General features: G+C 66.6%; 2 protein-coding genes. Both read left to right on the top strand.

All coding sequences use genetic code 11. The features are described 5' to 3' along the window. The first annotated feature begins 212 nt into the window (after positions 1–212). Positions 213–443, top strand: a complete 231-nt coding sequence (locus AC5Y42_RS13905) for an MbtH family NRPS accessory protein (RefSeq protein ID WP_499898883.1) — start codon at positions 213–215, stop codon at positions 441–443. After that, positions 440–24763, top strand: coding sequence for a non-ribosomal peptide synthase/polyketide synthase (locus AC5Y42_RS13900; protein ID WP_499898881.1), 24324 nt, complete (start codon positions 440–442; stop codon positions 24761–24763). Before AC5Y42_RS13905 ends, AC5Y42_RS13900 begins: the two co-directional genes overlap by 4 nt. Positions 24764–24812 lie beyond the last annotated feature (49 nt).

The raw sequence follows: 24812 nt of genomic DNA, 5'->3' as shown, positions 1-24812 counted from the left end.
CGAACTAGAGTTTGGACGCTCCTGATACCGCTGCGGTGGGGCGGTCAATTCGGTGTGTCGCTTCGCCTGAGGTAACCTAGGCCAGCCCAACGCACTATTACTGAGCCGTAGGTCACACCCGGAGTTTGTCCAAACTCCGGACATGCCTGGCGGCCTCCACTATGGTCTTGGGCGGGTTTCAACAGGGGTCGATTGCGAGGTATGGGGTATCGGTGACCATTAATCCGTTTCACGACGACAATGGCGGTTTTTTCGTCTCGGTCACAGAAGGGGAGCAGCACCGCTGGTCATCGGTCTTCGCTGAGCTGCCGTCTGGCGGGCGGGTGGTTCACGGCGAATCGGACCGCACGGCGTGTGTGGACAACACCGAGCAGAACTGGGCTGACGTTCGACGGAGGAGTCTGCGCGAGGGGCTGGCAGCGGCGCTGGCTCCTGGCAAGTGAACCCGGTTGTTCGGGGGGACAGGCAAGACCGTGACACACTGCCGCTGACGCGCGGACAACGCGACATATGGCTTTCGCAGGAAGCGGGGCTGGCCGGTACCAAGTGGCAAATTGGCATGTTCGGCCGAATCGAGGGCCGAATCGAGCCCGATTTGCTGGAATCGGCGATTCAGCACGTGGTGCACGAAGCCGAGCCACTCAGAGCGACATTTTTCGAGGCTGATGGCGAGCTTTTTCAAAAAGTTGTCGATTACCCCGATATTGAGCTTGCCCGCTACGACCTCGTTGGCTCGGCGCATCCTGTACAAAAAGTCTACCGTTTGGCATCGTCGATTCAACGCATTCCGATGCCACTCAATGGTCCACTGTTCAAATTCGCCTTATTCCAGACGCGAGTAGATGAGTGCTATCTTTTCGTTTGTTGCCACCACATAGCCATAGACGGAATCGGCATTGGTCTCCTTTGTCACCGGATTGCCGGCGTTTATTCTGCGTTAGCTACTGGTGCGCCGATTCCTCCTGCCATTTTCGGATCGCTGAGCAATCTGATTGATTGCGAGTTGGAATATGAAGCTTCCGACGAGTATCTGAATGATCAGGCTTACTGGGAAGGGAACCGTCCGCGTGAACGCGAACCGGGTTATGGGTTGGCGCATGGCGGCACCGGTGATCAACCCCGCGAGTACGTGCCCACTGAGCCCGTTCAACTGGATCCAACCGTCATTGCCAAAGCCCGCCAGTTGTCGCACGCATTGGGACTACGCCGGGCGTCGGTGATCACCGCGGCCTGCGCGCTGCTGGTGCATGGGTACGACGCCGGCGGCTCGGAGGTTGTGCTCGATTTTCCAGTGAGCAGGCGAGTGCGTCCAGAGGCACTGTTTGTGCCCGGAATGGTCTCGGGGGTGGTGCCGCTGGTGCTGAAACCTTCACCGGAGACCACAGTTGCCGACTTTTGTGAACACGTCGACAAACAAGTACGGGAAGCGCTGGAGCATCAGCGGTTCCCGGTGCGCACTATTGAGCACAGGTCGCATATCCAGGACCTTGGACAGCCGTCGAATAGGGCGACCATCAATTTTATTCCCACGACGCGCTTAGCGGATCTTGCCGGTGCCGCCGGGACTGGGATCGTGACCCACACCGGACTGCTAGACCAGTTTGGGCTGGTCATTATCAGAAACGACGACCAGCTTTTTCTCAGCACAACCGGTGTCGGACAACTATTTGCCGACTGCGATGCGCGGGGCTTGGCGGACCGCATGGAACGGGTGTTGATGGCCATGACCGCGGACGCCACTCGGCGGTTGTCGGCGCTCGATGTTCTCGAGGCCGACGAGTACGCGCGCCTCGATGCGGTCGGCAACCGCGCGGGGTTGATTGGTCCGGCGCCGGCCAGGGCGTCGATTCCGGCGTTGTTCGCCACCCAGGTGGCGCGTGCTCCCGAAGCGGTGGCAATCAGCTGCAACGGCCGCGGCATGACCTATCAAGAGCTTGATGAACGCTCGAATCGGTTGGCGCACGTGTTGGCCGGTCGGGGTGTGGGTCCGGGCCAGTCGGTGGCGCTGTTCTCTTCCCGATCGGGCGAGGCGATCGCATCGATGTTGGCGGTGCTCAAGACAGGGGCGGCCTATCTGCCGATCGATCCGGCGGTACCCGATGCGCGACTGGAATTCGTGCTCACCGATGCCGCACCCGTCGCCGCGGTCACCACGTCGGATCTGGCCGATCGACTGGCTGGTTTCGAGTTGTCGGTCATCGCTGTCGATGACGCTGTGGTGGATGCCCAACCGAGCACGCCGCTGCCGGTGCCACGCCCCGACGATATCGCCTATGTGATTTACACATCGGGGACTACCGGGCTGCCCAAAGGCGTGGCAGTCCCTCAACACAATGTGATCCAGTTGCTCGAGGCGCTGGACGCTGACCTGGAGCTGTCGGCAGGCCAGGTGTGGACACAATGTCATTCGCTGGCGTTCGACTTCTCGGTGTGGGAGATTTTCGGCGGGCTGCTGCGTGGCGGGCGCGTGGTGGTGGTGCCCGATTCGGTGGTCCGCTCACCCGAAGAGCTGCACTCCCTGCTGGTCACTGAGCAAGTCAGCATCCTGAGCCAAACCCCCTCGGCGTTCTATGCACTGCAAACCGTCGACGCGCTGACACCTGAGTCGGGTTCTCAGCTCAAGCTCGAGGCGGTGGTGTTCGGCGGCGAGGCGCTGGAACCGCAGCGTCTCGGATCGTGGGTGGAGAATCATCCGGGTCTGCCGCGGTTGATCAACATGTATGGCATCACCGAGACGACGGTGCACGCCTCGTTTCGCGAGATCGGCCTCGGCGATATCAGCAGCACTGTCAGCCCGATCGGGGCGCCGTTGGCGCATCTGGGTTTTTTCGTGCTCGATAGGTGGCTCCGCCAAGTACCGACCGGTGTGGTCGGTGAACTGTATGTGGCTGGTCTCGGGCTGGGCTATGGGTATGTCGGTCGGTCCGGGCTGACGTCGTCGCGATTCGTGGCCAGTCCGTTCGCAGATCCGGGAGAGCCAGGAATGCGGATGTACCGCACCGGCGACCTGGTGTGTTGGGGTCCAGACGGGCAGCTGCAGTACGTGGGGCGCGCCGACGAGCAGGTCAAGATCCGCGGCTATCGGATCGAAATCGGTGAAATCCAGGCGGTGCTGGGCGGGCTGGACGGCGTCGGGCAGGCCGCGGTGATCGCCCGCGAAGACCGGGCCGGCGACAAGCGCCTGGTGGGTTATGTGACCGGACCCGCCGACCCGGCCGAATTACGTACCGCGCTGGCCGAACGGCTGCCGGCTTACATGGTGCCGGCCGCAGTGGTGGCATTAGACAGATTCCCACTGACCGTCAACGGCAAACTCGATATCCGCGCCTTGCCGGTACCGGAATACCAGGATGTCGATCGCTACCGCGCCCCGGCCAACCCCACCGAGGTGCTGCTGGCCGACATCTACGCCCAAGTGCTGGGCATCGATCGGGTCGGGGTCGACGACGCATTCTTCGAGCTGGGCGGCGACAGCATCCTGTCGATGCAGGTGGCGTCCCGGGCCCGTGCGGCGGGTCTGGTGTGTCGTCCACGCGATATTTTCGTCGAGCAGACGGTGGCCCGCCTGGCCCGGGTGGTCGCGGCCGCCGCCGGTGCGGATCACCCCGTCGACGAGGGCCTTGGCCCGGTGGTGGCGACGCCGATCATGCGGTGGCTGCGAGAAGTGGACGGCCCGGTCGAGCAGTTCAACCAGACCGTGCTGCTGCAGGCGCCAGCGGGGGTGACCGATACCGACGTGGTGGTTGTGCTGCAGGCGTTGCTGGATCGGCATGCCATGTTGCGGCTACGAGCCGAGGACGACGGCGACGGCGGATGGGCGCTGACGGTGCCGCAAGCCGAGTCGGTAAATGCCGGTGATTGCCTGCTGTCGGTGGCGACGTTGACCGACGAGGCCTTGGTGGCGGCCCGGTTGCGGTTGAAGCCGGCCGCCGGGGTGATGCTCAGCGCCCTCTGGGCCTCCGCGACCGGCGAGCTGGCGTTGATCGTGCACCATTTGGCCGTTGACGGGGTGTCGTGGCGCATTGTGTTGGAGGACCTCAACATCGCCTGGGCCCAACATCACAACCGCCAACCCATCGCCCTGCCTGCCGGCGGGATGTCGTTTGCCCGGTGGTCCAAGCTGCTGGCGGAGCGTGCCCGTGACCCGGAAGTGGCTGCCCACGCGGGCGTCTGGCGGGAGGTCGCGGCAACCCCGGCTGCGCTGCCGGCGGTTCATGCCGACGTCGACACGTATGTGAGCGCCGGGCGGCTGTCGGCGGAGTTGGACGCCGAGACCACCCGCATGCTGCTCGGCGAGGTGCCCGCGGCGTTCCATACCGGGGTGCAAGACATCCTGTTGATCGCGTTCGGATTAGCGGCGGCGGAGTTTTTCGGCCACCCCGGTACGCCGATCGGCATCGATGTCGAGGGCCATGGGCGCCAAGAGGGGCTTGCCGCCGACGTGGACCTGTCCCGCACGGTGGGGTGGTTTACCACCAAGTACCCGGTGTCGTTGACCGTGGCGAGCCCGCGCTGGACGCAGGTGGTGGCCGGCGATGCGGCCCTGGGCACGGTGGTCAAAGACGCCAAAGAGCAGCTTCGGGCCCTGCCCGACGGCCTGACCTACGGTGTGCTGCGCTACCTGAACTCCGATGTGGAGCTGAGCGGGTCCGACCCCGCGATCGGATTCAACTATCTCGGGCGGCTGGGTGCGGCGGCCGCAGAGCTCTCCGATGACCTGTGGCGACTCAGCCAACCGGGCCTCTCGTTCAACGCCGCGGCCACTGCGGTGCCGCTGCCGTTGATGCACACTGTGGAGCTCAACGCCGGCACCGTCGACACCGACACCGGCTCACACTTACATGCCGACTGGACATGGGCGCCCTCGGCGCTGGACCGCGCCGCGGTAACCCGGCTGAACCAGCTGTGGTTCGAGGCGCTGGCCGGCATCTGTGCCCTGGTGCGACGTGGCGGTGGCGGACTGACACCGTCGGACATCGCGCCCGCGCGACTGCGCCAATCGCACCTCGACGAGTTGTGCCGGCACCATCGGGTCGCTGACGTGCTGCCGCTGACCCCCCTGCAGCAAGGTCTGTTCTTCCACACCAGAACCGCGCAGGGACCCGCCGACGATGTGTATGCGATGCAGTTGGACATCGCTTTGAGCGGCCCGCTCGACCGACACCGGCTGCACGATGCCGTGCAGGCGGTAGTCCACCGCCATCCCCACCTGGCAGCCCGCTTCTGCGAACAGTTCGACGAGCCGGTGCAGATCATTCTTGATGATCCCGTCGCGCCTTGGCGTTATATCGAACTGGACTCCGACGTCGCCGCTGCCGACGTTGACCAGCAGATCCAACGGGTGCGCGCCGCCGAACGCGCGGCGGTGTGCGACTTCACCGACCAGCCCGCCTTCCGGGCCGCTCTCATCCGCATCGCAGACGACCGGCACCGGCTGGTGCTCACCCCGCACCACATCGTGCTCGACGGCTGGTCGATGCCGATCCTGCTGCAGGAGGTATTCGCCGGCTATCACGGCCATCGGCTGCCCGCCGCTCCGCCATACCGCAGATATGTCACCTGGCTGGCCGGTCGAGACCGTGCCGCCGCCCACGCGGCGTGGCGCGCAGTGCTCGCCGGTTTCGACACCCCTACTTTGGTGGGCCCGCCCGGGCGGCCACGGCTCGGCCCGCGAGGCATTGAATCGTTCCGCTTGTCGGAAGAGACGACCCGGGCACTTGGCGAGCTGGCCCGCTCGCACCACACCACCGTCAACATCGTGCTGCAGGGCGCCTGGGCTCGGTTACTTGCCGCACTGACCGGCCGGCACGACGTCGCCTTCGGCGTTGCCGTTTCGGGACGACCCGATGAGTTGGCGGACGCGGAGTCCATGGTGGGTCTGTTGATCAACACGGTGCCGGTGCGGGCGACGTTCACAGCGGCGACCACCACCGCCGACCTGCTCGACCAGCTGCAAAACACCCACAACGACACGCTCGAACACCAGCACGTGGCGCTCAGCGACATCCACCACTTCACCGGTCAGGAAAGCCTGTTCGACACGCTTTTCGTCTTCGAGAACTACCCGATCGACACCGCCGCGCCGATGGGCACCGACGGGTTGACCATCGCCGAGTTCACGTTCCACGAGACCAACCACTACCCCCTTGCGGTGCAGGCACAGCCGGGCCGCGAATTGGATCTTCGCGTCGAATACGACACCGACGTCTTCGACGCCGAGCGCATCGAAGCCCTGATCGAGCGGTTGGAGCGGGTGCTGGTGGCGATGGCCGCCGAGCCGGGGCAGCGGCTCTCGGCGATGGATCTGCTCGATGCGGCTGAGCATGCCCGCTTGGACAGCTGGGGCAGCCGGTCGGCCTTGACCCGGTCTACGACCACGGCATCCGTTCCGGCGTTGTTCGCCGAACAAGTCGCGCGTACTCCCGACGAGTTGGCGGTCAGCTGCGATGGCCGTTCCATGACCTACCGCGAACTCGACGAGGCCGCCAACCGGTTGGCACATCTGCTGGCCGATTGTGGGGCGGCTCCGGGCGAAAGTGTGGCGCTGTTGTTGCCCCGCTCGGCCGAGGCGATCGTCTCGATTGCGGCGGTGCTCAAAACCGGGGCGGCGTATGTGCCGATCGATCCGGCGCTACCGGAGTCGCGCCTCGGGTTCGTGCTGGCCGATGCCGCGCCGATCGCCGCGATCACCACCTCCGGGCTGCGGTCGCGACTGGATGGATTTGACGTGCAGGTCGTCGATGTCGACGACCCAGCCATCGACACCCAACCCAACATCGCACTACCGGGACCAACTCCCGATGACATCGCCTACATCATCTACACCTCGGGCACGACCGGCGTCCCGAAAGGCGTGGCCATTACCCACCACAATGTGGCCCAGCTGTTGGAGTCAGTGAATGGCGGCATGCCGGCGGGCTCGGGGCGGGTGTGGTCGCAGTGGCATTCATTGGCCTTCGACGTCTCGGCATGGGAGATGTGGGGCGCGCTGTTGCATGGTGGACGGCTGGTGGTGGTGCCCGAGTCGGTGGGCCGCTCACCGAAAGACTTGCACGCCTTGCTCGTCAGCGAACACGTCGACATGCTCATCCTGACACCGTCCGCAGTGGCGACGTTGTCGCGGCAGGGGCTGGATTCGGTGACCTTGGTGGCGGCAAGTGAAACTTGCCCGGCCGAGGTGGTGGATCGATGGGCTCCCGGACGCGTGATGGTCCACTCCTACGGACCCACCGAGACCACGGTGTACACGTCTGTGAGTGCGCCATTGGCGGCGGGGTCGGGCGTGCCACCGATCGGCTCGCCCGTGGCGGGAGCGGTGTTTTTTGTGCTGGATGCCTGGTTACGTCCAGTGCCGGCGGGTGTGGTCGGTGAGCTGTATGTGGCCGGTGCCGGGGTGGGCTGCGGGTACTGGCGCCGGACGGGACTGACCGCCTCACGGTTTGTGGCGTGTCCGTTCGGTACGCGTGGACAGCGGATGTATCGCACCGGCGACCTGGTCTCGTGGGGTGTTGATGGGCAGTTGCAGTTTGTGGGGCGCGCCGACGAGCAGGTCAAGATCCGCGGGTACCGCATCGAGCTCGGTGAAGTCCAGGCAGCCCTAGCAGCCCTGGATGGCGTCGAGCAGGCGGTGGTGATCGCCCGCGAAGACCGCCCTGGCGACAAACGACTGGTCGGCTACATCATCGGGGAAGCCGACCCAACCGAGATCCGCGCGCAGCTGGCGGAGTCGCTCCCGACCTACATGGTCCCGGCTGCGGTGTTGGGGATCGAGGCGCTGCCGCTGACCACCAACGGCAAACTCGACACCCGCGCTCTGCCGACACCGGATTACCTGGATGCCGGCGATCATTACCGTGCGCCGGCCAGCCCGGTCGAGGAAATCCTGGCCGGTGTCTATGCCCATGTGCTCGGGCTCGACCGGGTCGGGGTCGACGACTCCTTCTTCGACCTAGGCGGCGATTCGCTCTCCGCCATGCGTCTGATCGCCGCGGTCAACAAATCGCTGAATGCCGGCATTGCGGTGCGCACCTTGTTCGACGCGCCCTCGGTGGCCCAGCTGGCACCCCGCATCGGGGGCGACGAAGATCGGCTGGAGCCGTTGGCGGCCGGCCCGCGGCCCGCGGTGATCCCGTTGTCGTTCGCCCAATCCCGGTTGTGGTTCCTGGACCAACTGCAGGGGCCGTCACCGGTTTACAACATGACAGCCGCGTTCCGGATCCGCGGGCCACTGGACGTCGACGCGCTGGGAGCGGCGCTGGCCGATGTGGTGGCCCGCCATGAAAGCCTGCGCACCCTGTTCGCCGCTCCCGACGGCATCCCCCGTCAGGTGGCGGTGACCCCGGAAAGCGCCGAATTCGGCTGGGATGTCATCGATGCCACTGGCTGGCCGGCCAGCCGCCTGCAGAAGGCCATCGAGACCGCGGCGCTGCACACCTTCGACCTCTCCGCCGAAATCCCCTTGCGGACACGTCTTTTCCACCTGACCGACGACGAACACGTATTGGCCGCGGTGGTGCATCACATCGCCGCCGACGGTTGGTCGATCACCCCGCTGGTGACCGATCTGGGCGTGGCCTACGCCAGCCGGTGCGCTGGGCAAGCCCCCGGCTGGGCACCGCTGGCGGTCCAGTACGCCGACTACACGCTGTGGCAGCGTGCCCAGTTCGGTGATCTCGACGACAGCGGTAGCCGCATCGCCACCCAACTGGCCTACTGGCAGGATGCGTTGGCCGGAATGCCCGAACGCCTCGCGCTGCCGACCGATCGGCCCTATCCGGCGATGACCGATCAGCGCGGCGCGACGATCGCCCTGCACTGGCCTGTCGAACTACAGCAACAGATCGCCCGGGTGGCCGCCGAGCACAACGCGACGAGTTTCATGGTGCTGCAAGCGGCCCTGGCGGTGCTGATGGGCAGGCTGAGCGCGAGTTCGGATGTGGCCGTTGGGTTCCCGATCGCCGGGCGTCGCGACCCCGCACTCGACGAGTTGGTCGGGTTCTTCGTCAACACCTTGGTGCTGCGGGTCGATCTGGCCGGGGATCCCACCGTCGCCGAGCTGCTGGCCCAGGTGCGGCAGCGCAGCCTGGCCGCTTACGAGCACCAAGACGTGCCGTTCGAAGTGCTGGTCGAACGGCTCAACCCGGCCCGCAACCTGACCCACCACCCGCTGGTGCAGGTGGCGCTGGCGTGGCAGAACATCCCCGGAAATAACCTCGACGATCCCGCTGCCGGGTTGGCGTTCGCGGATCTGCAGGTCACCCAGATGCCGGTGGATACCCGCACCGCCCGGATGGATTTGAGCTTCTCCCTATCGGAACGACGGACCGAAGCCGGCGAGCCCGCCGGAATCGGCGGGACGGTGGAATTCCGCACCGACGTATTCGACCCGGCCACCATCGAGACCCTGCTCGCGCGGCTGCAACGGGTGTTGACCGCCATCACCTCCGACCCGACCGCACGGTTGTCGACGGTGGAGGTGCTCGACGCCGATGAACGCCTCCGCCTCGATGCGATCGGTAACCGGGCGGCGCTGACCCGCCCGGCGCCCAGGCCGGTGTCGATTCCGGCGTTGTTCGCCGAGCACGTGACGCGCGCCCCCGACGCGGTGGCCATCACCTGCGGCAACCGTTCGTGGACCTACCGCGAACTCGACGAGGCCGCAAACCAGTTGGCGCACAGGCTCATCGAACAGGGCGCCGGCCCCGGACAGTGCGTGGCGCTGCTGTTCAACCGTTCCGCCGAAGCGATCGTCGCGATCCTGGCGGTGCTCAAGTCCGGGGCGGCGTATCTGCCGATCGACGCGGCGGTGCCGGCGGCGCGGATGGCGTTCATGCTGGCCGACGCCGCGCCGATCGCGGTGATCACCACCGCCGGCTTACGCTCGCGACTAAACGGCACCGACCTGCTCGTCATCGATATCAACGATGTCGCCGTCGACGCCGGACGCGGCACGACCTCGGTGGCACCGAGTCACGACGACGTCGCGTACCTCATCTACACGTCGGGCACGACCGGCGTGCCCAAAGGGGTTGCGATCACTCACCACAACGTGACGCAACTGCTGGAGACGCTCGACGCCGGGCTGCCGCGCGCCGGGGTGTGGCCGCAGTGCCATTCGCTGGCCTTCGACGTATCGGTGTGGGAGATCTTCGGTGCGCTGCTGCGCGGTGGGCGAGTGGTGGTGGTACCCGAGGACGTGGCGGGTTCACCAGAAGACTTCCACGCATTGCTGGTTCGCGAACACGTCGACGTGCTTACCCAAACCCCTTCTGCCGTAAGAGTTTTGCCGACCGAGGGCTTGGAATCGGCGGCGCTGGTGGTGGTCGGTGAAGCCTGTGCTGCCGAAGTGGTGGAGCAGTGGGCTCCCGGACGGGTGATGATCAACGCCTACGGGCCCACCGAGACGACGATGTGCGTGGCGATCAGTGCGCCGCTGACCGCCGGGTCGGGGGTGCCGATCGGCTCGCCGGTCCCCGCGGCGGCGTTGTTCGTGCTCGACGAGCGGTTGCGCCCGGTGGCCCCCGGTGTGATCGGGGAACTGTATGTGGCCGGTGCCGGGCTGGGATATGGCTACCTGGGCAGGACCGGGTTGACCGCATCGCGGTTTGTGGCGTGTCCGTTCGGCGGGCCGACGCGGATGTATCGCACCGGGGACCTGGTGTGCTGGCGCCCCGACGGACAGCTGCAATACCTGGGCCGCGCCGACGAGCAGGTCAAGATCCGCGGCTATCGCATCGAGCTCGGTGAAGTCCAGGCCGCTCTCGCCGGGCTGGACGGCGTGGAGCAGGCGGTGGCCATCGCCCGCGAAGACCGTCCCGGCGACAAACGTCTGGTGGGCTACGTCACCGGCGCGGTCGACCCCGCCGGGGTGCGTGCCGCGCTGGCCGAGCGGCTGCCGGCCTACATGGTGCCCGTCGCGGTGGTGGTGCTGGACGCGCTGCCGTTGACGGTCAACGGCAAACTCGACATTCGCGCACTGCCCGCGCCCGACTATCGCGACGGCGACCGGTACCGCGCCCCGGCCGACGCGGTGGAAGAAGTGCTGGCCGGCATCTACGCCGAAGTGCTCGGGCTGGAGCGGGTCGGCGTCGACGACTCATTCTTCGACCTGGGTGGGGACAGCATTCTGTCGATGCAGGTGGTGGCCCGGGCCCGGGCCGCCGGCCTGGTGTGTCGCCCGCGGGACGTCTTCGTCGAGCAGACCGTGGCCCGATTGGCCCGCGTCGCCGGAGTGGCCGACGGCACGGGTGGCGCGATCGACGAGGGTGTCGGCCCGGTGCCGGCTACCCCGATCATCGAGTGGCTGCGTGACGTCGACGGCCCGGTGGACCAGTTCAACCAGACGATGGTGGTGCAGGCTCCGGCGGGCGTGACCGAGGCCGACGTGATCGTCGTGCTGCAGACCCTGCTGGACCGGCATGCCATGCTGCGGCTGCGCGTCGACGACGACGGCGCCGGCGGGTGGTCGTTGACGGTGCCCGAGCCGGGGTCGGTCGACGCCGGCGGCTGCCTGCAAATTGTGGACGCGCTATCCGATGAGGCGCTGGTGGCGGCGCGGTCGCGGTTGAACCCGGCCGCCGGGGTGATGCTGAGCGCGCTGTGGCTGGTCTCGGCGAATCAGCTGGTGGTGGTGATTCACCATCTGGCCGTCGACGGAGTGTCGTGGCGGATCCTGCTGGGCGACCTCAACATTGTCTGGGCCCAGCATCGCAGCGGCCGGCAGATAGCGTTGCCGGCGGCGGGCACGTCGTTCCAGCGCTGGGCGTCGCTGCTGACCGACTACGCGCAGCGTCAGGACGTTCTGGAACTGGCGGACTCCTGGAAGCAGATCGCGTCCGCCCCGGCGGCGCTGCCGGCGGTGCAACCCGCGGTCGACACGTTCGCCAACGCCGGGCAGTTGTCGGTGTCGCTGGACGCCGACACCACTCGCATGCTCCTCGAAGAAGTGCCCGCGGCGTTCCACGCCGGAGTGCAGGACATCTTGCTGATCGCATTCGGGTTGGCGGTCGCCGAGTTGCTGGCCAGCGGCCGCACGCCGATCGGCATCGACGTCGAGGGGCACGGGCGCCACGAGGAGTTGGGCGCCGACGTCGATCTGTCCCAGACGGTGGGGTGGTTCACCGCCAAATACCCGGTGTCGCTGGCCGTCGGCGGACTGTCCTGGGCGCACGTGGTGGCCGGCGACGCGGCACTGGGCGCGGTGATCAAAGACGCCAAAGAGCAGCTTCGGGCCCTGCCGGACCAGTTGACCTATGGCGTGCTGCGCTATCTGAACCCCGAGGCCGACCTGCACAGCGCGGACCCGCCGATCGGCTTCAACTATCTGGGCCGCATGGGTGGCCCAGCGGGCGGCGGATCCGGCGACATGTGGCTGATCTGCCCGGACGGTCCAGCAATGACCGCCACGGCCGCGGCAGTGCCTATGCCGCTGGCACACACTTTGGAACTCAACGCCGGCACCGTCGACACCGATACCGGCCCGCACTTGCACGCCGGCTGGACGTGGGCGCGCTCGGCGCTCGACCACGGGCAAATCACCCGGCTGAGCCAACTCTGGTTCGAGGCGCTGACCGGCATCTGCGCCCACGTGCGCAACGGCGGCGGCGGACTGACCCCGTCGGACATCACACCCGCCCGGCTGACCCAGCAGCAACTCGACGAGCTGCAGCGGCAATACCCGATCGCCGACGTGCTGCCGCTGACCCCGGTACAGCAGGGCCTGCTCTTCCACGCCAACACCGCGCCGGCCAGCGACGACCTGTACGCCGCCCAGTTGAACATCACCGTGACCGGCCCGCTCGACCCGCACCGGCTGCACGATGCGGTGCACACGGTGGTCAACCGGCATCCGAACCTGGTGGCCCGCTTCAGCCAAGCCTTCGACGAGCCGGTGCAGCTCATTCCGGCCGCTCCCGCGATCGAGTGGCGCTATCTCGACCTCGACGGCGACGCCGCCCCCGACGAGGAACTCGAGCGGCTCTGCGCCGCCGAACGCGCCGCGGTCTGCGACCTGGCCCACGCCCCGGCCTTCCGAGGAGCACTGATCCGCGTCGCAGCAGAGCGGCACCGGTTTGTGCTGACCAATCACCACATCGTGCTCGATGGCTGGTCGCTGCCGATCCTGCTGCAGGAGATCTTCGCCAGCTATTACGGGCAGCGGCTGCCGGCGGGCGCGCCGTATCGCGACTTCATCACCTGGCTGACCGACCGAGATCTCGATGCCGCCCATGCGGCCTGGCGTCAGGTGCTCGCCGGCTTCGACACCCCCACCCTCGTCGGGCCGCCGAATCCGTTACGGCTCGGGCAGCGCGGTATCGAATCGTTCCAGGTGCCCGAGGAGACCACCCGGGCACTGGGCGAGCTGGCGCGCGCACACCACACCACTGTCAACATCGTGCTGCAGGCCGCCTTCGCGCGGCTGCTGTGCTGGCTGACCCGCCAGCATGACGTCGCCTTCGGCACCGTCGTATCGGGCCGGCCGACCGACGTGGCCGGCGCGGAGTCGATGGTGGGCCTGCTGATCAACACGGTGCCGGTGCGGGCGACCTTCACGCCGGCCACCACCACCGCGGACCTGCTGGACCAACTGCGAAGCGCCCACAACGACACACTCGAGCACCAGCACCTGTCACTCAGCGACATTCACCGCGTCGCCGGTCAGGATCGACTGTTCGACACCCTGTTGGTGTACGAGAACTACCCGATCGACATCGCGGCGTCGTCGGACGACCAGCAGTTGGCGATCAGCGAGCTCGCCTTCCGCGAATCCACCCACTACCCCTTGACCGTGCAAGCCCAGCCGGGCCGCGAATTGGGTCTTCGCCTTGAGTACGACACCGACGTGTTCGAGGCGGACGGCATTCGAGCACTGATCGGGCGGTTCACGACGGTGTTGGCGGCGATGACCGCCGACCCGGGACGGCCGCTCACGTCGGTGGATGTGCTGAACGAAGCCGAGCACGCCCGCCTGGACGACTGGGGCAACCGGGCGGTGTTGGCCCGACCGGTGCCCGAGACGTCAGTGCCGGAGTTGTTCGCCGCCCAGGCCGCCCGCACCCCCGAGGCGGTGGCGCTGGTCTGCGGGGACCGGTCGCTGACCTACCGGGAACTCGACGAGGCCGCGAACCGGTTGGCGCACCTGATGGCCAGCCAGGGCGCGGGCCCGGGGGAGCGGGTGGCGCTGCTGTTCCCGCGATCGGCCGAGGGGATCGTCGCGATTCTGGCGGTGCTCAAGGCCGGCGCGGCCTACCTGCCGATCGATCCGGCGTTGCCGGCGGCGCGGGTCGAGTTCATGCTCGCCGATGCCGCACCGATCGCCGCGCTCACCATCGCCGGGCTGGCTGACCGGTTCGACGGCCATGAGCTGCTGGTGATCGACGTCGAGGACCCGCGGGTCGGTGCTCAGCCCAGCACTGCGCCGCCGGGGCCGGCTCCCGACGACCTGGCCCACATCATCTACACCTCCGGTACCACCGGGGTGCCCAAGGGAGTGGCGGTCGCCCAGCGCAACGTGACGCAGCTGTTCAACGGGCTGCAGATCGGTGTGCCGCTGGCGCCGGGGCAGGTGTGGACACAGTTCCATTCCTATGCGTTCGACTTCTCGGTGTGGGAGATCTGGGGTGCGCTGCTGCACGGTGGTCGGTTGGTGGTGGTGCCCGAGCAGGTGGCGCGCTCACCGCAGGACTTCCACGCGTTGTGCGTGCGCGAACAAGTCACCGTGCTGACCCAGACACCGTCTGCGGTGAGCGTGCTCTCCACGCAGGGCCTGGAGTCGGCGGCGTTGGTGATCGGCGCGGAGCCCTGTCCGCCCGAGCTGGTGGACCGGTGGGCCCCCGAGCGGGTGATGGTCAACGTGTACGGCCCGACCGAGACCACGATGTGGCTCTGTGCCAGTAAGCCGTTGGCGGCGGGGTCGGGGGCGCCCCCGATCGGGTCACCGGTGGCATGGGCCGCGTTCTTTGTGCTCGACGGATGGCTGCGGCCGGTGCCGGCGGGCGTGGTCGGGGAGTTGTATCTGGCCGGTGCCGGGGTCGGGGCTGGGTATTGGCGTCGGGCCGGGTTGACCGGAACTCGATTTATGGCTTGCCCGTTCGGGGAGCCCGGAACCCGGATGTATCGGACCGGGGATCTGGTGCGCTGGCGCGCCGACGGCCAGCTGGACTACCTCGGGCGTGCCGATGAACAGGTCAAGATCCGCGGGTACCGCATCGAGCTGGGCGAAATCCAGTCTGCGTTGACTGCGCTGGAGGGCGTCGAGCAGGCGGCGGTGATCGCCCGCGAGGACCGCCTCGGCGACAAACGCCTGGTGGGCTACATCACCGGGACCGCCGACCCGATCACGGTGCGTACCGCATTGGCCGAACGACTGCCGGGCTACATGGTGCCCGCCGCAGTGGTGGCGATGGCGGCGCTGCCGGTGACGGTCAACGGCAAACTCGACGCGCGCGCGCTCCCGGCGCCGGATTATGGCGCCGACCATTACCGCGCCCCGGCCAGCGCAGTCGAGGACATCCTGGCCGGCATCTACGCCCGCGTGCTGGGTGTGGCGCGGGTCGGCGTCGATGACTCGTTCTTCGATCTGGGTGGGGATTCGCTGTCGACGATGCGGCTCATCGCGGCGATCAACAGCGCACTGGATACCGACCTTCCGGTGCGCACGGTGTTCGAGGCGCCCACGGTGGCTCAGCTGGCACCGCGTATCGGCGAGAGCGCGGGGGGGTTGGAGCCGCTGGTGGCCGGGCCGCGGCCCGAGGTGATTCCGCTGTCGTTCGCCCAGAACCGGCTGTGGTTCATCGACCAATTGCAGGGTCCCTCAGCGGTTTACAACATGGCGGTCAGATTGCAGCTGCACGGGCACCTGGACGCCGACGCGCTGGGAGCGGCGCTGGCCGATGTGGTGGGCCGCCACGAAAGCCTGCGGACCCTGTTCGCGGCCGTCGACGGAACACCCCAGCAGGTGGTAATCCCCGTCGATCGGGCCGACATCAGATGGGACTTCGTTGACGCCACCGGATGGTCGGCCAGCCGGCTGGCCGAGGCCGTCGACGCCACGGTTGGCTACAGTTTTGATCTGGCAACCGAAATCCCTTTGCGGGCAATGCTTTTCCGGGTTCTCGACGATGAGCACGTGCTGGTGGCCGTGGTGCACCACATCGCTGCGGACGGCTGGTCGTTGACGCCGTTGGTGGCGGACTTGGGTGTGGCTTATGCCAGCCGGTGTGCGGGGCACGCCCCGGACTGGGCGCCGTTGGCAGTGCAGTATGTCGATTACACGCTGTGGCAGCGCGGCCAGCTGGGTGATCTCGACGACAGGGAAAGCCGTATCGCCGGGCAGCTGGCCTACTGGCAGGATGCGCTGGCCGGATTGCCGGAACGCATGCAGCTGCCCACCGATCGGCCCTACCCGCCGGTCGCCGATCAGCGCGGCGCCAGTGTGACGGTGGACTGGCCGACGGAGTTGCAGCAGCGGGTACGCGCGATGGCCGGTGAGCACAACGCAACGAGTTTCATGGTGATGCAGGCCGCGCTGGCGGTGCTGCTGGGCAGGCTCAGCGCGAGTTCTGATGTGGCGGTTGGGTTCCCGATCGCCGGGCGCCGCGACCCCGCTCTCGACGAGCTCGTCGGGTTTTTCGTCAACACCTTGGTGCTGCGCGTCGATCTGGCCGGTGACCCCACCGTGGCGGAGCTGCTGGCCCAGGTGCGACGGCAAAGTCTGGTCGCCTACGAGCACCAGGACGTGCCTTTCGAGGCGTTGGTCGAGCGGCTCAACCCGACCCGCAGTCTGACCCATCACCCGCTGGTGCAGGTGGCGTTGGCCTGGCAGAACTTCCGCGGGCAAGACAATGACCCGGCAGCAGGGCTAGTCCTGGGTGATCTCGAGGTCACGCCACTGCCCGTAGACACCCACACCGCCCGCATGGACCTGAGCTTCTCGCTTGCGGAACGTTGGACGCAGACCGGTGCGCCGGCCGGGATCGGCGGAGCGGTGGAATTCCGTACTGACGTGTTCGATTCGGTCAGTATCGAAGCGTTGATCGCACGCTTTGAGCGGGTGCTGGCGGCGATGACCGACGACCCGCATCGGCGGCTGTCGTCGATCGATGTGGTGGATGAAACTGAGCACGCCCGCCTTGATGTGCTCAGCAACCGCGCGGTTATGTCCCAGCCGGCGCCTGCCGAGGTGTCGGTTCCGGCGTTGTTCGCCGCCCAGGTGGCGCGCTGCCCGGAGGCGGTAGCGATCAGCTTTGAGGGCCGTTCGCTGACCTATCGCGAGCTGGATGAGGCGGCGAATCGGTTGGCGCACTTACTCTGTGACCGGGGTGTGGCCCGCGGTGAGTGTGTGGCGTTGGTGGTGGAGCGTTCGGCGCAGGCGATTGTGTCGATGTTGGCGGTGCTCAAGACTGGCGCGGCGTATTTGGCGATCGACCCGGCGGTGCCGGCGACGCGCATCGGGTTCATGGTGGCCGATGCGGCGCCGATCGCGGTGCTCACCACTGCTGCTTTGGCGGCGCGGCTTGATGGTCATGACGTCACGGTCATCGACATCAACGACCCCGCGCTGCACAGTTACCCGTGCACGGCTTTGCCGGATCCGGTGCCCGAGGACATCGCGTATCTGATCTATACGTCGGGCACTACGGGTGTGCCCAAGGGTGTGGCGGTGACGCACCGCAATCTGGGCCACCTGGCGCAGTCGGCCCCTGCACAGCTGCCGGCGGCGCCGGTGTGGACCCAGTGCCATTCCTATGCGTTTGACTTCTCGGTGTGGGAAATTTGGGCGGCGCTGCTGGGTGGGGGCCAGCTGGTGGTGGTGCCCGAGTCGGTGGTGGCTTCACCGGATGACTTCCACGACTTGCTGATTGGTGAGCACGTCAATGTGTTGACTCAAACCCCGTCGGCGGTCAACGCGCTGCCCTCCAAGGGGTTGGAGTCGGTGGCGTTGCTGCTCGGTGGGGAGGCGTGCCCGGCGGAGGTGGTGGATCGGTGGGCGCCGGGGCGGGTGGTGATCAACGCCTACGGGCCGACCGAGATCACGGTGTATGCGTCGATGAGCGCGCCACTGGTTGCGGGTTCGGGGGCGGCGCCCATTGGTGCACCGGTGTCGACGGCGGCGCTGTTTGTGCTCGATGAGTGGTTGCGACCGGTACCGGCTGGGGTGGTCGGTGAGTTGTATGTGGCCGGCAGTGGTGTGGCGTGTGGGTATCTGCGGCGGTCGGGGTTGACCGCATCCCGGTTTGTGGCCTGCCCATTCGGTGGGGCAGGGCAGCGGATGTATCGCACCGGGGATTTGGTGTGTTGGCGATCTGATGGGCAGTTGCAGTATTTGGGCCGTGCGGATGACCAGGTCAAAATCCGCGGGTATCGCATCGAGCTCGGTGAGATCCAAAGCGCCCTAGCAAGTTTGGACGAGGTCGAGCAGGCGGTCGTCATCGCCCGCGAAGACCAACCGGGCACCAAACGCCTGGTCGGTTATGTGACCGAGTCGGTGCCTGGAGCGGTCGATCCGGCCGGGTCGCGAAGCGCATTGGCTGACCGGCTTCCCCCGTATATGGTGCCGGCCGCAGTCATCGTGTTGGACGCGTTGCCGTTGACGGTCAACGGCAAACTCGACACCCGAGCCTTGCCTGCGCCGGATTACCAGGACGTCGATCGCTATCGCGCGCCAGCGTCCCTTACCGAGGAGATCCTGGCCGGCATCTACGCCCAGGTCCTCGGACTCGAGCGGGTTGGCGTCGATGACTCATTCTTCGATCTGGGTGGAGATTCGCTGTCGGCGATGCGTCTAGTCGCCGCGATCAACAAGTCCTTGGATGCCGGTCTTCCGGTGCGCACCGTATTCGAGGCGCCTACGGTGGCCCAATTAGCACCGCGTATCGGTGCGGGTGAGGATCGGCTGGAGGCTTTAGTGGCCGGCCCTCGGCCGACGGTGATTCCGTTGTCGTTTGCCCAATCCCGTCTGTGGTTCCTGGACCAATTGCAGGGGCCCTCGCCGGTCTACAACATGCCGACGGCCCTTCGGATCAGCGGGGCACTGGATGTCGACGCGTTGGGTGCGGCGCTGGCCGACGTGGTGGCCCGCCATGAAAGCCTGCGCACGCTGTTCCCAGCGGTCGAAGGGGTGCCGCGGCAGTTAGTCGTTTCTGCAGAGCGGACCGACTTCGGTTGGGACGTGGTCGATGCCACCGGATGGTCGGCAAGCGCCCTTCAGGAGGCCATCGGCGTCTTGGCGCGCTACACCTTCGACCTGGCCGGTGAGATTCCATTGCGGGCAAGGCTTTTCCGCGTCACGCAGGAGGAGCATGTGTTGGCGGCGGTGGTGCACCACATCGCTGCCGACGGCTGGTCGATCACCCCGCTGGTGGCCGATTTGGGGGTGGCCTATGCCAGCCGTTCTGCCGGGCAAGCCCCCACGTGGTCGCCGTTGGCGGTGCAGTACATCGATTACACGTTGTGGCAGCGCGCCCAATTCGGTGACCTCGACGACAGCGGTAGCCGCATCGCCACCCAGTTGGGTTATTGGCAGGATGTTTTGGCCGGGATGCCCGAGCGTTTGGTATTGCCCACCGATCGGCCTTATCCGGCGGTGGCCGATTCGCGTGGGGCCACGATGGCGCTGAACTGGTGCGCCGAGTTGCAGCAGCAGGTGGCCCAGTGTGCCCGTGAACATAACGCGACGAGTTTCATGGTGATGCAGGGCGCGCTGGGCGTACTACTGGGTAGGCTCAGCGCGAGTTCTGATGTGGCGGTGGGGTTCCCGATCGCCGGGCGCCGTGATCCGGCCCTGGATGAGTTGATCGGATTTTTCGTCAACACCTTGGTGCTGCGAATCGATCTGGGTGGCGATCCCACCGTCGCCGAGTTGCTGGCCCAGGTGCGGCAGCGCAGCCTGGCCGCCTACGAGAATCAGGATGTGCCTTTCGAGGTGTTGGTAGAGCGGCTCAACCCCGCCCGAAGCCTGACTCATCATCCGCTGGTGCAGGTGGCGTTGGCATGGCAGAACGTGCCCGGTCACGACAGTGATGGTCCTGAATTGGCGTTAGGTGATCTGACGGTGGCGCAGCTGCCGGCCGACACCCACACCGCCCGAATGGATCTGAGCTTCTCGTTGGCGGAGCGTCGCACCCAGAGCGGTGCGCCGGCGGGCATCGGTGGGACGGTGGAATTCCGCACCGATGTGTTCGACCCGGCCAGCATCCAAGCGCTGATCACCCGCTTTGAGCGGGTGCTGGCGGCGATGACCGCCGACCCGCATCAGCGACTGTCGTCGATCGATGTGCTCGATGACGGTGAGCACGCGCGGTTGGAGGAGCTGGGTAACCGGGCAGCGTTGGCGGTGTCGGCGAGCACACCGGTGTCGGTTCCGGCGTTGTTGGCCGCCCAGGTGGCGCGTGCTCCGGAGGCGGTCGCGGTCAGCTTTGACGGCCGTTCGTTGACGTATCGCGAACTCGACGAGGCCGCCAATCAGTTGGCGCACCTGCTCTCTGACCGGGGCGCGGGCGTGGGGCAGTGTGTGGGGTTGTTGTTGGAGCGCTCGGCGCAAGCGATCGTGTCGATGCTGGCGGTACTCAAGACTGGGGCAGCCTATTTGGCGATCGACCCGGCGCTGCCGGAGGCGCGCATCGCGTTCATGGTGGCTGACGCCGGGCCGGTCGCAGTTATCACCACTGTGGCCCTCGCTTCGCGCCTAGAGGGCTATGACGTCACGGTCGTCGACGTCGATGACCCGAAGATGGACAGTTACCCGTGTACGGGGTTACCCGATCCGGCGCCGCAGGACCTCGCGTACCTGATTTACACCTCGGGGACCACCGGTGTCCCCAAGGGTGTCGCCGTCACCCACCACAATCTGGTCCACTTGGGGCGGTCCACGCCAAAGTGCCTGCCGGCAGAGCAAGTGTGGACGCAGTGCCATTCGTATGCGTTTGACTTTTCGGTGTGGGAGATTTGGGCGGCGCTGCTAGGTGGGGGCCGGTTAGTGATCGTGCCCGAGTCGGTGGTCGGTTCCCCTGATGAGTTCCATGCGCTGCTAGTCAGCCAGCGGGTCAATGTGTTGACCCAGACCCCGTCGGCGGTGAATCTGCTGTCGCCGCTGGGGTTGGAGTCGGTGGCGTTGCTGTTGGGCGGTGAGGCGTGTCCGGCTGAGGTGGTGGATCGCTGGGCGCCCGGGCGGGTGGTGATCAACGCCTACGGCCCGACTGAGATCACGGTGTACGCGTCGATGAGCGCACCGCTGGTGGCGGGGTCGGGGGCAGCACCGATTGGGGCGCCGGTGTCGACGGCGGCGGTGTGTGTGCTCGATGAGTGGCTGCGCCCGGTGCCGGCCGGGGTGATCGGTGAGTTGTATGTGGCCGGCAGTGGTGTGGCGTGTGGGTATCTGCGGCGGTCGGGGTTGACGGCATCCCGGTTCGTGGCCTGCCCGTTCGGCGGGGCCGAGGGGGCCGGACAGCGGATGTATCGCACCGGGGATTTGGTGAGTTGGCGCGCTGACGGGCAGCTGCAGTATTTGGGCCGCGCGGATGATCAGGTCAAGATCCGCGGGTATCGCATCGAGCTTGGTGAGATCCAGACCGCCCTCGCGGGTTTGGGCGGTGTCGAGCAGGCGGTAGTGATCGCGCGTGAGGACCAACCGGGCATCAAACGCCTGGTGGGCTATGTCACCGGAACAACCGATCCCGCCGATCTGCGCACCGCACTCGCCGAGCGACTGCCGGCCTACATGGTGCCTACCGCAGTGGTGGCGCTCGACACGTTGCCGTTGACGATCAACGGCAAACTCGACACCCGCGCGCTGCCGGCACCCGACTACCAGGACATCGAGCGTTACCGCGCCCCGGGCGATGCGATCGAGGAGATCCTGGCTGGCATCTATGCCCAGGTGTTGGGGTTGGAGCGGGTTGGGGTTGATGACTCGTTCTTCGATTTGGGTGGGGACAGCATTTTGTCGATGCAGGTGGTGGCGCGGGCCCGGGCCTCCGGTGTGGTGTGTCGACCGCGCGACATCTTCGTCGAACAGAGCGTGGCCCGGCTGGCACAGGTGGTGACGGTCACCGGCGGAGATAGCGGCCCGGTCGATGAGGGTGTTGGCCCGGTGGCGAGCACGCCGATCATCGCGTGGCTGCATGACGTGGAAACCGCTGGCGGGCAGGTGGACCAGTTCAACCAGACGGTGGTGGTCCAAGCCCCGGCCGGAGTCAGCGAGGCCGACGTAGAAGTAGTGTTGCAGGCCCTGCTGGATCGCCACGCCATGCTGCGCTGCCGCGTCACCGTCGACGATGCCGAAGGGTGGTCGCTGCAGGTACCCGAGGCCGGATCGGTGCGACCGCACGTGCACGTGGTGGACGTGGTGTCTGATCAGGCGCTGGTGGCGGCCCGCTCGGCGTTAAATCCGGCGGCCGGGGTGATGGTCAGCGCGCTGTGGGCGACCTCGACAAGTCAGCTGGCCCTGATCATTCACCACCTGGCCGTGGATGCGGTGTCGTGGCGGATTTTGTTGGAAGACCTGAACATCGCCTGGGCCCAACACCACCACGGACAACCCGTGTCCTTGCCGGTGACCGGAACATCGTTTGCCCGGTGGGCGGCCCTGCTGGCCGACCACGCGCATGCGGCCACGGTGGCCGATCAGGCCGACGGTTGGCGAGAAGTATTAGCGGTCCCGCCCGTGCTGCCGGTGGTGCAACCCGAGTTGGACACCTACGCCAATGCTGGACACCTGACGGCATCACTGGATATCGAGACCACCCAGATGCTGCTCGGTGAAGTCCCAGCAGCGTTCCACGCCGGGATACAAGACATCCTGCTGATCGCCTACGCACTAGCGTTGACCCAATTGCTGAACAACACCGACACACCTGTGGCAATCGACGTCGAAGGCCACGGCCGCCACGACGAACTCGCCCCCGATCTCGATCTGTCGCGCACCGTGGGCTGGTTCACGAGCAAGTACCCGGTGGCATTGAACGTCGCCGGACCGCGCTGGTCTCAGGTAGTGGCCGGCGAGGCGAAGCTGGGCCCGGTGATCAAGAGCGCCAAGGAGCAACTCCGCGGCCAACCTGACGGACTGACGTACGGGCTGCTGCGCTACCTCAACTCCGACATCAGCCTCACCGGCGCCGACCCCGCCGTCGGGTTCAACTACCTCGGCAGGCTGGGTGCCGCCGCGGCCGTCGAAGCGGAGGTCGCCGCCCAACTGTGGCAGGTCAGCCACGATGGGGCGTCGTTCAGCGCCGCCGCGGCGGCACTACCTATGCCACTGGCGCACACGGTGGAACTCAACGCCAGTACCGTCGACACCGACGCCGGACCCCAGTTGTATGCCAGCTGGACCTGGGCTCCGTCGGCGCTCGACGACAATCAGATCAGCCGACTCAGCCAGCTGTGGTTCGACGCTCTGACCGGTATCTGCGAGCACGTACGCCAGGGTGGCGGCGGCCTGACCCCGTCCGATATCACCCCTGCCCGGCTGACCCAACAACAGATCGACGAGCTGAGCCGGCAACACCGGATCGCGGACATCTTGCCGCTGACTCCGCTGCAGCAGGGGTTGCTATTCCACGCCAACGCCACCAGCGGCAGCGACCAAGACGACCTCTACGCCATGCAGCTCGACGTCACCATTACCGGCCCTCTAGAAGCCCACCGGCTTCGCAGGGCGGTGCAAACGGTGGCCAACCGCCACCCCAACTTGGCTGCCCGGTTCAACCAGCAATTCGACGAACCGGTGCAGATCATCTGCGCCGAACCCAACGTTCCGTGGCAATACCTCGACATTGCCGCCGACAACGCCGACATCGACGAGCAGATTCAGCGGTTGTGCGCCGCCGAACGCGGCGCGGTCTGCGACTTGGTCCTTCAGTCGGCCTTCCGCGCGGCGCTAATCCATACCGGCGATGGTGAGCACCACTTCGTCCTGACCTACCACCACATCGTGCTCGACGGCTGGTCGCTGCCGATCCTGCTCCAGGAGATCTTCGCGAGCTACTACGAGCATCGGCTGCCCGCTGCCGGGTCCTACCGACGGTTCGTCACCTGGCTGGCGGATCGAGATGTCGATGCCGCCCACGCCGCCTGGCGGGAAGTCCTGGCCGGATTCGACACTCCGACTCTGGTGGCGCCGAGCGGCCGATCAGGACCGGGACGGCGAGCCACCGAAACCTTCCGGCTGCCCGCCGAGACCACCGGCGCTGTCAACGAGCTGGCCCGCAGCTGCCACACGACCGCCAATACCGTGCTGCAAGCCGCCTGGGCACAAGTGCTGATGTGGCTGACCGGCCAACACGACGTCGTATTCGGTGTTGCCGTCTCGGGGCGGTCGGTCGAGGTGACTGGCTCGGAATCGATGGTTGGTTTGCTGATCAACACCGTGCCCGTTCGGGCCACCATCACCCCGGACACCACCATCGCCGACCTGCTCGACGGCCTGCAACGCCGGCATACCGACACGCTGGATCACCAGCATTTGGCGCTCAACGAGATTCACCGTGCCACCGGCCACGAGCAACTCTTCGACACGCTTTTCGTGTACCAGAACTTTCCGGTGGAAACCGCCGCTAACCTCACCACAAACGGGCTGGCGATAACCGAGTTCAACGGCCGCGAATACAACCACTACCCGCTGACCCTGCAGGCTATGCCCGGCACCGAACTGGTGGTCCGCGTCGAATTCGACACCGACGTGTTCGACGCCAAACGGGTCCGAAAAGTCATCGACCGCTTCCAACGGGTGCTGGTGGCCATGACCGACGATTCGGTGCAGCAATCATGAGCCCCGACACCACCCGCCGACTGTTATCGCTGGATCTGCTCGATGACGA

Source organism: Mycobacterium sp. NGS48 (assembly GCF_059812585.1).
The sequence above is the reverse complement of the archived record's forward strand: the minus strand, read 5'-3'. Positions and strand labels throughout refer to the sequence as shown.